The organism is candidate division WOR-3 bacterium (assembly GCA_039801245.1).
Lineage (GTDB): Bacteria > Hydrothermota > Tepidihabitantia > Tepidihabitantales > Tepidihabitantaceae > JAOABP01.
In genome coordinates this window covers 1-11,800 of record JBDRUF010000005.1, presented here as the reverse complement: position 1 = coordinate 11,800, position 11,800 = coordinate 1, and the positions used below count along the sequence as shown (strand labels likewise).

Sequence of the window (11,800 nt, the reverse complement as noted above, 5' to 3'; positions counted from 1 at the left end):
TCACCCTTAAAACAGACTGTCAAAAACCCAAACCGTCTCTGGCAAAGACCAGTCTGAGACAAAACCCTTTCGGTCCTTTGCCCGGCACCTCACCTCGTAAACCCCGGCACCAGACCAGGCGTGCCGGTCAGCAACAATTGTTCCCGGCAGGAAAAATCCGCTCCACTCACCAATGGTATCACCCCAGTCAAACTGCAGCGCCATTGACTCCCCAAGAGGATGATTCGCGGACGAGGCAAAAGCCACCGTATCATTGACAACAACCGTGTCCGGTCCTGCAGGTCTTTTGGGCACCAAAGGCTGATAAAACCTGATAGTGACAAAAAATGTGTCTGACCAGCCCGACTCCTTTCGCGCATCCCTTGCCTTCACCCGCAGAAAATAGCCGCCGGTATCAAGAAAGGCAACCTTGCGAAAGCACTCCACCCCTGATGGCAGCCACTCGCTCCAGACCGAATCCTCCTCATTACTCCAGTCAAAGAGATAGGAGATGGAGTCGCCCTCCTTGTCAACCGAAAGCGCATAAACAACTATCGTATCATTCGGTCTTGCCCGCTCGGTTCCGGAAACAATCGGCACCGATGGCGCCCTGTTCTCGCAACCGCTGAATAAAACAATAAAGGCAACTATGCCGGCAAAAACCGGACCCAATTTCTTTAGCCAAATATTCATCAACCCTTAAATCTTAAAAGAAACCCTTGCCAAGTCAAGGCAAGACCGAAGTCGGAAGACCGAAGACGAAAGCCTCAGTTTCCGCTCCTTGGTCCTTTTGTTATCACACTTAACAGACCCTTAAAAACTGCAAGGATTGCGACCGAAAAGCCGGATAAAAACACCAGAACCAAAACCACCGGGGGAGTCACCCCCCAACTAAAACTGGATTTTCCCTAAATTATGAAACTACGAAACTTAACCCCAAAACAACCCCTGATATTTAGTATACTTATATGTATACTTAGAACTTAACGAACCCTTAAATTACCGCAAGTGTCATTTCGACCGAAGCAGAGAAATCCCTCTATTCATTAGCGGCATAAAGCGAGGCTCGTTAAATTCCCCATTTCCATTTATTTGCGAATTATTATCCATCCTTCGTCAGTGAAAAAGGAAAAATCATCTTCAAATCGCTCAAGTCCTTCCTCTGCTTGCCTCAGAAGGTCTGGCTCAACTTTCCCTACGACCACAAGAATTCCGTTATCCCAACCTTCCTTTGCGTAGAGCTCTAATTGTCCGAGCAGGCGTTGCAGTTTAGAAGTGGAATTCAAGTCCTTCTTTATCTCAATGAATACCTTTCTTCCCACGCAGATGTCGGCTCGCAAACGGCTACTACCAAACTCGCGGACTACCTCGATACCTTTGACATTCTTGACCAGATAGTTGTAGAGGTCCTTTTTGTATTCAGATTCGGACTTATAAAAAGGAGGGCGCCACTTCTCAACCAGTCCTCTAACTGCACCCAATGGGTTTAGGGTGAAACGTAACTTCCCGATAGGCATGTTGTTCCCCAACTCATCATTGATACAATCAGCTCAAATATCAATCTCTTGGAGAGAGACGCGCCTTTGGTCACATACGCCTTTAGTCCCTATGGTGAAGTTTTCTCCAAGAAAAGGTGGGCGAATTTATCAGTAAACAGGCTGAAGGTGTTGTCCAAGATAATGTAGTAGGTACCGCTTGTTGTTATCGTTGCAGAAAAAGATGAACCGGAAGAACGCAAAACCCTTACTACATAATTGTAGGACCGATTATTTCGCCAGTTCTCATAGTTAGCGGCATCCAGAATCAGAAAGTTGATGTCATAATTGTCAACCCAGAAGTTACCGGATACTGTATACCCCGATGCCAAATCCTGAGTCCAATAAATATAATAGCCTGCTAAAATTTGCCCATCCCAATCTATCAGTGTGGTAGTGACGCGTTGGACAGTTATCGTTTTGCTTCGTGTGTCAGAGCCACCGCGCCCATCAGTAACTGTGACCGTAACAGTTGCGCTACCCGAAGCAGAAGGAGCATACCATGTAATTGTCTGACCGGAAGAAGATGAAAACGTCCCGTTTGTGCAAGTCCAGTTGTAGTCAAGCGGGTCGTTATCAGGGTCACTGGCATAGCAAGTTAAAGTGATTGAGCCGTTAACACCAACATAATCGGCACCAGAAATAGAGTTAATTACTGGAGGATGATTAATTCCAAGAGGATGCTTACAGCTCAAGAAGATAAAAACCGTAAGGATTATTTTAATCCAACATTTCATATATGATTCACCTCCTTGAGAACAGCTAAATATTACTTGGTTTCTTTTTATGCCATGGTTATCTGTACCCTTATCATACATCACATTTATGATATTCATTCATCTCGCCCTGTCAAGTGAGAAAATAACGATTGACAATTAGCCGTCTCTCTTGACTCTTTCAGCCCGATGCTGATAATTGAGCGGTGCCGGTTTATTTTCCCCTTTTTCGGCGAGACCCTTGCCCTGCTCTGCGCCCTTTTCTGGGCCTTTGCCGTTATTCTCTTGAAAAAAGAGCAGGGCTTGATTAAACAAAACTATCTATTATAATGACTGCAAAATGTAGTCATATGACTAAAAAATGTAGTCAAAACCGCTCGGCATTACTGAAGCCACTTTTGGGCTCGCCGCTGCGCGAGTGGATACTGCTCATCCTCTTTACCCGCGATGCCGCATATCCCCGGGAAATCGCTGAAGAAACAAACGCTGCCCTGCGGGCGGTTCAGCGACAGCTGAAAACCCTTGAGGATTATGGTGTTGTTTACAGCCGGCGCCGGGGTAAAATCAGGCTGTTCTACCTTAACCCCCGCTACCCCTTTCGCCGGGAACTTGAAGCCCTTTTGAAAAAGGTGCTGGAACTCTTGCCAGCGAAAGAAAGGGAACGCTACTATATTCCCCGTCTTCGTCCCCGAATCCCAGGCAAACCAGTAAGGTATGTCCCGAGCCGTTAAAATCCTGCGCCTTGCTGCCCGCATTTCCACAAAACTGAAAGCCTATGGAATTGACACGGTGCTTTCTGGTGGTTCCTGCGTAACCATCTACGCCCGAGGGAAATATGTCACCCGTGACCTTGATTTCGTCCTCGCCGCCAGTTACCCGGAAAAAATCATCGCCAGCGCCCTTGCTGAACTTGGCTATCACTCCAATCCGAAGGTCTCAGGCGCATTTACCAACCCGAAAGAAGAGACAATTATTGACATCCGCCCGCCACCACCTGCTATTGGCGGTGAACCGATAAGACAGCCGCAGCGCATCATCACAGGTGGTTATCAACTGACCCTGCTTTCTCCTACCGATTGTGTCAAGGACCGGCTCGCCCATTTCTTCTTTTTTAACGACCGCCAGGGACTGGAGCAGGCAATTTTGGTCGCTACCAACCAAAAGGTGAACATTCGTGAGGTTAGAAGATGGGCAGAGGCAGAAGGGATGGCAGAACGATACCGAGAATTTTACCGCGCCCTTCTCCGCCAACGCCGATTAAAAAGTAAATAGTCCTACTATCTTGACTCCTCTTTCAGGGTGCTGATAATTGAGCGGTGCCGGTCAATTTCCCCTTTTTCGGCGAGACCCTTGCCCTCCTCTGCGCCCTTTTCTGGGCTTTTGCCGTTATCCTCTTCAAAAAGAGCGGCGAAACCGCGCACCCGCTCGGGCTGAACCTCTTCAAAAACCTCCTCGCGCTCATCCTTTTCATCCCGACGCTTTTAATCCTCAAAGAGCCCTTAATACCCCGAATGCGTTTTTGTGAATTCGCCCGGTTTTTTGCAAGCGGCATCCTCGGAATGGCGGTTGGTGATACCCTCTTCTTTATGAGCCTGAACCGAATCGGTGCCGGTCTTTCTGCGATTGTTGGCTATATGTACAGCCCTTTACTCATCTCCCTTTCCCTTATTTTCCTGAAAGAGAGCCTGACCCCGCTCCAGATTCTGGGGATAGCCCTTATCCTTTTCGCCCTGTTTTTGACCAGCCAGATAAGGGTGCCGCAAAACATCCCTCGGAAAACGCTTTTTATCGGCATCATCCTTGGCGTTCTGTCAACCTTAGCAACCGCAGTTAGTATCATCTTGATTAAACCGCTCCTTGCCCAAACATCGCTCCTATGGGCGACCGCATTTCGCCTCCTTGCCGGCTTGATGGGCGTCTTTTTCTTTATCCTGATTTTGCCCGAGCGCAAAAGGGTTCTTGCCTCTGCCTTTATCAAAAAGGGTCTTGGTTACGCTATCGGTGGAACCGTTCTTGGCACCTATATCGCTTTGACCATCTGGCTTGGTGGGATGAAGTTCACTTTAGTTTCGGTTGCGGCACCCCTGAACCAGTTGAGCAATATCTTCATTTTTATCCTTTCCGCGCTGATTCTCAAGGAGCCGGTCAATTTCCGGCGCGCAATTGCGATAATCAGCGCCTTTACCGGTGCGCTTTTGGTCTTTATCGGCTAAGATAAAATTAGCGGAAGTAGTAGCGAATACCTAAACCACCATTTACCCCGAATCGAGTTTCCGGAATCAAATCAAGCAGTGGCACCAGTTCCAAGAAACAGCCCAAGGGCACCGGCTCAAAAAGATACTCAAGCCCAACAGGAACCCTCACCCCGACACGCATCTTTTCCTCATCTGACGCCAGCCTGACCCGTGCGCCAATCCCGTAATACAATGGCAGGTCACCTATAGGCACCGGCAGAAAATAGTGGTGAAGGATATCACCGTGCAGATGAATGTAATTATAGTGGTTATGGCGATTAAGAAATGCCCAGCCGGCAGCAGCATCAACTGCCACTGACCCACTCAGCCACAACTTTGCGCTCACTCCGGTCGGTTCACCAAGGATGATACCGAGTCCCAAACCGCTGCCTTCAGCAAAAGCCTGTGCGCAAAATCCGAACAGGAGTGCGAGGGTGCAAAAAGCAACACCGGCGATTGTGCTGGGAGCGAACCCCTTTTTATTTTTCATACAATTTATCTTAAGTCCGCCTCGGTGCGAGTCAAGGGTTTCATTCAATCAAGATGAGGCTTGGTCTTGAAACCCTTAATGAGCGCAATTATCGCCTCAATCACCAGCCAGACCATTAAGGCAAAAACAATCCAGCCAACGCTGAACAAAAGCCAGTTGTGAGTGCGGGCATAATCCTGGATGTTTTTCACCATCGCCCAGGAGGTCATTACAACGAGAAAGAGTGTTGGAATCGCTGCCACCAATGGCTTTGACTTTTTGAATGTCAGATAAAGGGTAACAACAACCAAAGCGAGACCGGCAAGGAGCTGATTGATAGTGCCAAAGAGCGGCCAGAGGATTAACGCACCCTGACCACCAGGCTTGACCATTGCCAGACCAAACGCCGAACCAACCGCAATCAAGGTCGCAATATGCTTGCCGGTGATAAAATTCAAGCCCGCACTCCTGCCAAACTCCTGAACAATATAACGCTGGATTCTTGCTGCGGTGTCAATCGTGGTGCCGGCAAAGGAAACGATAAAAACACCCATTATCGTCATCATCAGTTCGCGGACATATCTGCCATTGCCAAAGATATAACCCATCATATTTGATGCACCGGTAACAAAAGCCTTGAGATTTGCCGCCATCCCGCTTGCTGAAGACCAGTCTGAATAATGTTGTGACCAGGCCGCCATACCCGCTTCCAATCCTTTACCGATAGCACCGAAACCGGCGCCAACCGCAAGTAAAACCAAGGTAGCAAGAATGCCCTCAGCAATCATTCCGCCATAACCGACCAATCGGGCATCACTCTCTTTGTTAATCTGTTTAGATGCGGTGCCTGAGGTAACCAGGGAATGGAAACCGGAGATGGCACCGCAGGCAATCGTAACAAAAAGAAATGGCCAGACCGGTGGTGCACCCCTTGCAGAGAGATTGAAGGCAGGGGCAACAAAGCCAAGATGACCAGGGTCGCGGATGAAGGCGGCAACCGCGCCGGCAAAAATCAAGAGCCCGGCAACCATCAACTCATGGGAGTTGATGTAATCCCTTGGCTGCAGGAGGGTTTCCACCGGCAAAATTGAGGCAACATAGGCATAGACCATCAGAATCACAATCCAGATGACAACCGCATTGCTGCCGGGAATACTCAAGGGAATCAAAACACCCAAAGCCACGGTGGCATACATCGCCAGGAGTGCAATCCAGGACCAAAGTTCCAGGCTTTTACCCTTCTTGAAAACCATATAGGACAGAGTCAGTGCAATCGGTATCTCCATCCAGACCGGGAAAACCGAACTGGGATACATCTTGAAAAGAATCCCCATAATCATTGCAAAGATGGCAATAACCACCCAGACCTCAAGGAAGATTATCGCCATAAAAAGAAACTTTGCCCTCTTGCCGATTACCCGGGTGGTGATTTCACCGATGGAAAGCCCCTTGTTTCTGATTGACAGAACCAGCGAGGAAAAATCGTGAACCCCGCCAAAGAAAACCGTTCCCAATGTTATCCAGAGCAGGGCTGGCACCCAGCCCCAGATGACACCAATCGCAGGACCGACAATCGGACCAAGACCGGCAATGGAGGTGAAGTTATGACCCCAGACAACCCAGCGGTTGCTCGGCACATAATCACGGTCATCCCTCAAGGTGTGTGCCGGTGTCTGCCGGGAATCATCAAGTTTAAAAACCCGCCTGGACAGAAACCCGCCGTAAATCCGATACATCAGGAAAAACCAAACAACAGCCAGGACAAATATTAAAAATGCCATTGACTATCCTCCTTGTGAATAAAAATCACGAATTTTAAAATACTGAAACTCACCTCCTTGTCAATTGAATAAATGGGGATGGGTTAAAACAGGCTACGCTTTATCTAAAATCTGGAAAACCGAGTCCAAAACTGTCCCATCAACCCATTTGACAACTGCAACAACTTTGCTTGACCGCTCCGGCTTTTTCGGTCTGCCGCAGAGACGCTCAACCTCTGCCTTCATCTCCTCCAAACTCTTTAACGGCAGACCCTTACCCTTGACCGCCGCAAGCAAATCCTGCCTCTTCGGGTTGATGGCAATTCCCAGTTCCGTCACCACCACATCAATCATCTCCCCAGGTCCGCACAGGGTTGTCACCTCATCAACAATCACCGGAATCCGGTCCCGCACCGCGGGCATCGCCAGAATCACGCATTTGGCATAAAGGCAGTTCTGCCAGCCACCGATGCCGTGTAAAAGCCTGCCATCCGAATGGGTGACAACATTGGCATTAAAGTTCAAATCCACCTCGGTGGCACCAAGGACAGCCACATCCAACAGGTTGATGAAGTTACCCTTAGAGTGGTGATTGTAACTGATTAAAGGGCTGGTGCCGATGTGGTTTCTGTTTACACCGATTGAACGCACCGCCTCCAGGTCAAAAGCCTGGCCGTCAATTAACGCTCTGGTTAGACCTTCTTCAAGCATCTTCACCAAGAAGCGGTTGGTCCCGCCATGAATCCAGCTTGCCTTGACATTAGCCTCCTTCATCATCTCGGCAAGGTAGACCGCAAATGCAAGTGAAATCCCACCCGCGCCCGCCTGAAAACTGAAGCCGTCGCGCATAATGCCCGAATCGCGGATAAAGCGGGCAACCAGTTCAGAAATATAAAGCCGGTCGGGTGAGCGGGTGATTTCGGTTGTGCCGGCAACAATTTTTTTGGGGTCACCGATTACATCCTGGACAACCACATAGTCAACATAACTCCCGGATATCTCTATCGGCATACAGGGAAAAGGCACAAGGTTATTGGTAACGATGATGGTTTTGTCTGCATAAATCGCATCTGCCAGCGCATAACCCAACACCCCGCACGCCGCATCCCCTTGAACCGCATTGGCATTGCCAAAACAGTCCGCAGTCGGTGCTGCCAAGACCGCAATGTCAATATGAACCTCGCCATCCTGAATCGCCTGCGCCCTGCCCCCATGCGAGCGCAAGACACCAAGTCCGCGCATCCTGCCCTTGGTACAATAATCACCTAATGGTCCGTTCAAACTGCCCTCAATATGATGAATCACCCCGCTGTCAAGATGTTTAATCAGGGGCGCATGGCAGGGAAAGGCGGCAGAAGGAAACCAGACCAGATCCTTAAGCCCCATCTCCGCACAGATGTCAAAAAGTTGCAGTGCCAGGGTGTCACCTTCCCGGAAGTGGTGATGGGTGGAGATGGTCATCCCATCCCTGATGCCGCACTTCTCAAGCGCGGTGCGGAGGTCAGGTACAACCTTGTTGCCATCCTCAGGGTAATCAAGGGTGGTGGGAATTTTGGGTGCTGCCTTTCTGCCTGATGGACGGAAAAGGTCAACCCCTGGAAAAGGTACCGCGGGTCTGCCATTGACTTCAGTTGGGACAAGCCTGCCTAAGGCATTCGGGACCAAATTCACCCTTCCTCCTCATTCCAGTTAGGATTCAGTTTACCAGCAAGAATCGCCAGTTCGAGGGTCCTTTGCGCCCTTCTTACCACTGGTGGGTCAATCATCTTTGAGCCAATTACCGCCACACTTTTACCATGTTTTCTCGCCTCTTGGTCGGCTTTAACAATCTCCTTTGCCCTCTGAATCTCACTATCATTCGGTGTAAAAACCTCATTAATCACCCTTACCTGACGGGGATGGATACAACCCTTGCCCTCAAAGCCCAGCTCCTTTGCCCGCTGGCAACTTTCGCGCAGACCATCAAGGTCAAAGACATCCGCATAAACGGTATCAATCGGCTGAACACCCGCTGCCCTTGCCGCATTGACAATCACCGAACGGAGCAAAAGGCTCTCACTTCCCTCCTTTGTCTTCTCCGCGCCGATATCGGCAATGTAATCCTCAAGCCCGTAGGTCAAGGCAACGATGCGGTTTGATGCCTTGGCAACCTTATGTGCCTTGAACAATCCCGCGGCGGTCTCAACAATCGGCATCAGAAACACCTCCCTGTTTTCACCTGTTTTCTTGACAATCCTGCCAATCGCCTCATCCACCTCCTCAATCTGGTCATCATCCTCAGATTTGGGCACAAGAATTACATTCACCCCTGCACGGATTAATGTCTCCAGTTCATTTAGCCCTTCGGGCAAGGGGTTGATGCGCACCATCCGCTCACACAAACCGAAATCAACCGCTATCAGGGCGTTACGCACCAAAATCAGCGCCGCATCCTTCTCCTCAGGTGGCACCGAATCCTCAAGGTCAAGAATCACCCCATCGGGCTCGTGGATTCGGGCGTTTAACATAAACCTCGGCTCGTTTCCTGGGAGATAAAGCCTGGAACGGCGCCACCTCTCCCGGCTGCTTGGCTGGGCAAATGAAGGTCCAGGCTCGGGCAGCCATTCAGGCAAATCCCTGCCCAACGCCCTTCTTAACGCTGTTTCCAGCCTTGCCATAATCACAAATGGCAGGGCGCCTGAATCAATAACCTCGACCCTGGCATCGTTAATCCCAAAATGCTTCATCCCGGATAAAATTAACTCTTTTATCGCATCACCGTAAATAAAATCAACCCTGCTCTTGAGTGATATCTCTATTCCACCTGAATCCTTAATCTCAACACCAATCCAGACATCAGAACGCACCTCTTCTCCCTTGCGACCGGCAGCACCAATCCCTGTCATCTTTTAACCGCCCTTTCCCGCAACCTTTTGCGCGTAAACTCTAAGAGCCCCCCTGCCTCAACAATCCCTAAAATCTCCGGAGGCGGCTTGGGAAAGGAAAACTCCCTCTCACCAATCCTGATAATCCCCGCTGCCGCATCCAGTTCCACCGCCATCCCCGGCTGATAAAATTCAACCGCATCCGGTGCCTCAATCAGTAATAGTCCCTGATTTATCCCTGCCCGATAGAAAATCCGAGCGAAACTCTTGGCAATCACCGCCGCCACACCCACCGCCTTCAGACCAACAACCGGCTGCTCCCGGGAAGAGCCGCAGCCAAAGTTTCTGCCCGCAATGATAATGTCTCCGGGCTGAACCGCTTTCGCAAACTCCGGGTCAAGGTCCTCCAAGAGGTGGGGCTTAATCTCCTCTGGTTTGGAACAGGTGTAGGTGTATTTACCCGGAAACAGCATATCGGTATTAATGTCATCACCATAAAACCAAACCCTCATCTTACATCACCTCCCGCGGGTCGGTTATCCTCCCGGTCAGGGCGCTTGCCGCCACCGTTGCCGGGCTGGCAAGATAAATCTCTGCATCCCTGCAGCCCATCCGGCCCCGAAAATTACGATTGGCGGTTGAGATGCAACGCTCACCCGGTGCCAGAACCCCCTGATGGGCACCAAGACAGGGTCCGCACCCTGGTGGCAAAAGCACCCCTCCAGCCTCAACCAGTGTCTGAATATCTCCCGCATCCAGCGCCTTTTCCAGTTCGCTCTTTGAAGCCGGCAGGAGCAAAAGCCTGGTCTTGGGTGAAACCTTTCTCTTACCAATTATCTCTGCTGCCAGACCAAAGTCCGATGCCCTGCCATTGGTGCAGGTGCCGATAAGGCACTGCTGCACCTCAACATCCTTCAACTCACCTGCCGGCTTGCAGTTATCCACCTTGTGCGGTGTTGCCACCACCGGCACAACCTTATCCATCTCAAATGTCAACTCCTGCCGGTAGACCGCATCACCATCTGCCCAAACATCCTGCCACTCCTTCCGCTCAATACCAATCGCACCCAAAAACCCCTTGGTTATCTCATCAACCGGAAAGACCGCATTCTTTGCGCCCATCTCCACCCCCATATTGGCAATCGTGAAACGGTCGTCAAGGGTCAGATGTCCAACATCACCCCAGAACTCCACCGAACAGTAGTCAGCCCCGTCCGCCCCAATCTTGCCGATAATGGTCAGAATCAAATCCTTGGCGGTGACCAGTTCCTGCAGCCTGCCCTTGAGAAAAATCCTGATTGACTCCGGCACCTTGAACCAGGTTTCACCGGTCAAAAGCAAAGCCGCCGCCTCGGTCCGGTCAATACCGGTGGCAAAGGCATTCACCGCACCATAAGAACAGGTGTGCGAGTCTGAACCAACCACGACCATCCCCGGCAGAACCAGCCTCTTCTCCACCATCACCTGATGGCAAACCCCAGTCCCAATATCAAAGAACCGCTTAATCCCATATTTCTGGACAAACTCCCTTATCCTCTTGTGTCCGGTTGCGGTCTTCTCATCAACCGCAGGCACCGTATGGTCAAGGACAATAACCACCTGTTCCGGGTCGGCGAGCCCGAACTCGGTCAAATCCTTTAACACCTTATCGGTAATTGCTGCAGCGTTATCATGCATCAAGATTCGGTCCGGCTTGCAGAAAACAATCTCACCGGCTTTAACCGCCTGCCTGCCCGTTTTCCGGGCAAATATCTTTTCAGCAAATGTCATTCCCATATAACCTCACCTTTCATTCACAAAATTATATCTCCAAAACATCCCTCCGCAAGAATTGACCGAATAAACCGCTGGGCATATTTAATATCTCAAAAGCTCTCAAAACCTTTTGTCCTGCGGTGTTGCCTAATCAAAATCTCTAACCTACTATCTATAATGAGGCATCCGCTAATGGTAATGAAGGCAGAGACAGGGATAGCCCTGAGGGTAGCCTTAAAGAGGGTCTTGTGGGGGGTTCGGGATAGGAGTTAGGAGATAACCATAAGGAGGGTCTGAGAGGCGGATTTGAAGGTGGATTAAGGAATAGCCCTAATTGCGGCAGGGAAAAGGCTCTTAAGGGCAGCCATAGCCAGGCATAAGGATATGCTCTTAAGGGCGTAATGGTAAGGGGTAAAGGGGATGATAAGGGAAAGGGTAGGGGGGACTGTCCCCGGGACGCCCCCTGGGCTGGTCACTGACCGGGATTT

13 protein-coding genes are annotated in these 11,800 nt (G+C 50.2%); 4 read left to right on the top strand and 9 right to left on the bottom strand.

The genetic code is table 11. The annotated features are described in order from the left end of the window. Positions 1 to 6 precede the first annotated feature (6 nt). The 3 genes from ABIK47_01395 to ABIK47_01385 form a co-directional block, all read right to left on the bottom strand. Positions 7 to 672 carry a hypothetical protein gene (locus ABIK47_01395; GenBank protein ID MEO0019282.1) on the bottom strand — a complete coding sequence of 222 codons (666 nt, stop codon included), beginning with the start codon at positions 670 to 672 and terminating at the stop codon, positions 7 to 9. A 395-nt stretch (positions 673 to 1,067) separates the two neighbouring features. Beyond that, positions 1,068 to 1,460 (bottom strand): hypothetical protein, encoded by a 393-nt coding sequence (locus ABIK47_01390; protein ID MEO0019281.1) that lies wholly within the window; start codon positions 1,458 to 1,460, stop codon positions 1,068 to 1,070. A 125-nt stretch (positions 1,461 to 1,585) separates the two neighbouring features. Next, positions 1,586 to 2,209: an Ig-like domain-containing protein gene (locus tag ABIK47_01385; protein MEO0019280.1), complete on the bottom strand. Its 624-nt coding sequence runs from the start codon at positions 2,207 to 2,209 to the stop codon at positions 1,586 to 1,588. 210 nt (positions 2,210 to 2,419) lie between these two features. On the opposite strand from ABIK47_01385, the gene ABIK47_01380 reads away from it, so the two are divergent. The 4 genes from ABIK47_01380 to ABIK47_01365 are packed head-to-tail and all read left to right on the top strand — an operon-like array spanning position 2,420 to position 4,443. After that, positions 2,420 to 2,560 carry a hypothetical protein gene (locus tag ABIK47_01380; protein MEO0019279.1) on the top strand — a complete coding sequence of 47 codons (141 nt, stop codon included), beginning with the start codon at positions 2,420 to 2,422 and terminating at the stop codon, positions 2,558 to 2,560. Between the two features lie 20 nt (positions 2,561 to 2,580). Then, on the top strand, positions 2,581 to 2,961 hold the full coding sequence (locus ABIK47_01375) for a winged helix-turn-helix domain-containing protein (GenBank protein ID MEO0019278.1): 381 nt from the start codon (positions 2,581 to 2,583) through the stop codon (positions 2,959 to 2,961). Further along, on the top strand, positions 2,945 to 3,502 hold the full coding sequence (locus ABIK47_01370) for a hypothetical protein (protein ID MEO0019277.1): 558 nt from the start codon (positions 2,945 to 2,947) through the stop codon (positions 3,500 to 3,502). The genes ABIK47_01375 and ABIK47_01370 overlap by 17 nt, the downstream gene beginning before the upstream one ends. 44 nt (positions 3,503 to 3,546) lie before the next feature. After that, on the top strand, positions 3,547 to 4,443 hold the full coding sequence (locus ABIK47_01365; GenBank protein MEO0019276.1) for a DMT family transporter: 897 nt from the start codon (positions 3,547 to 3,549) through the stop codon (positions 4,441 to 4,443). A 7-nt stretch (positions 4,444 to 4,450) separates the two neighbouring features. Here the strand turns inward: ABIK47_01365 and ABIK47_01360 are convergent, their stop codons facing one another. From ABIK47_01360 to ABIK47_01335, 6 genes are all read right to left on the bottom strand, one after another. Beyond that, a complete protein-coding gene (locus ABIK47_01360) occupies positions 4,451 to 4,954 on the bottom strand; it encodes a hypothetical protein (protein ID MEO0019275.1) in 504 nt (167 codons plus the stop codon). A gap of 44 nt (positions 4,955 to 4,998) precedes the next feature. Beyond that, positions 4,999 to 6,714: a carbon starvation protein A gene (locus ABIK47_01355; GenBank protein ID MEO0019274.1), complete on the bottom strand. Its 1,716-nt coding sequence runs from the start codon at positions 6,712 to 6,714 to the stop codon at positions 4,999 to 5,001. A gap of 93 nt (positions 6,715 to 6,807) precedes the next feature. Beyond that, positions 6,808 to 8,364, bottom strand: coding sequence for a citrate lyase subunit alpha (gene citF / locus ABIK47_01350; protein ID MEO0019273.1), 1,557 nt, complete (start codon positions 8,362 to 8,364; stop codon positions 6,808 to 6,810). Next, positions 8,361 to 9,578, bottom strand: coding sequence for an aldolase/citrate lyase family protein (locus ABIK47_01345; GenBank protein ID MEO0019272.1), 1,218 nt, complete (start codon positions 9,576 to 9,578; stop codon positions 8,361 to 8,363). Before ABIK47_01345 ends, citF begins: the two co-directional genes overlap by 4 nt. Continuing rightward, positions 9,575 to 10,069, bottom strand: coding sequence for a 3-isopropylmalate dehydratase (locus ABIK47_01340; protein ID MEO0019271.1), 495 nt, complete (start codon positions 10,067 to 10,069; stop codon positions 9,575 to 9,577). Before ABIK47_01340 ends, ABIK47_01345 begins: the two co-directional genes overlap by 4 nt. Position 10,070: 1 nt before the next feature. After that, positions 10,071 to 11,333 carry a 3-isopropylmalate dehydratase large subunit gene (locus tag ABIK47_01335; GenBank protein ID MEO0019270.1) on the bottom strand — a complete coding sequence of 421 codons (1,263 nt, stop codon included), beginning with the start codon at positions 11,331 to 11,333 and terminating at the stop codon, positions 10,071 to 10,073. Between the last annotated feature and the right edge of the window lie 467 nt (positions 11,334 to 11,800).

Bases quoted from the DNA above. Each gene is read 5' to 3' on its own strand.
- ABIK47_01395 (MEO0019282.1), bottom strand. From the start codon at position 672: ATGAATATTTGGCTAAAGAAATTGGGTCCGGTTTTTGCCGGCATAGTT.
- ABIK47_01380 (MEO0019279.1), top strand. From the start codon at position 2,420: ATGCTGATAATTGAGCGGTGCCGGTTTATTTTCCCCTTTTTCGGCGAG.
- ABIK47_01375 (MEO0019278.1), top strand. From the start codon at position 2,581: ATGACTAAAAAATGTAGTCAAAACCGCTCGGCATTACTGAAGCCACTT.
- ABIK47_01370 (MEO0019277.1), top strand. From the start codon at position 2,945: ATGTCCCGAGCCGTTAAAATCCTGCGCCTTGCTGCCCGCATTTCCACA.
- ABIK47_01360 (MEO0019275.1), bottom strand. From the start codon at position 4,954: ATGAAAAATAAAAAGGGGTTCGCTCCCAGCACAATCGCCGGTGTTGCT.
- ABIK47_01355 (MEO0019274.1), bottom strand. From the start codon at position 6,714: ATGGCATTTTTAATATTTGTCCTGGCTGTTGTTTGGTTTTTCCTGATG.
- ABIK47_01345 (MEO0019272.1), bottom strand. From the start codon at position 9,578: ATGACAGGGATTGGTGCTGCCGGTCGCAAGGGAGAAGAGGTGCGTTCT.
- ABIK47_01340 (MEO0019271.1), bottom strand. From the start codon at position 10,069: ATGAGGGTTTGGTTTTATGGTGATGACATTAATACCGATATGCTGTTT.
- ABIK47_01335 (MEO0019270.1), bottom strand. From the start codon at position 11,333: ATGGGAATGACATTTGCTGAAAAGATATTTGCCCGGAAAACGGGCAGG.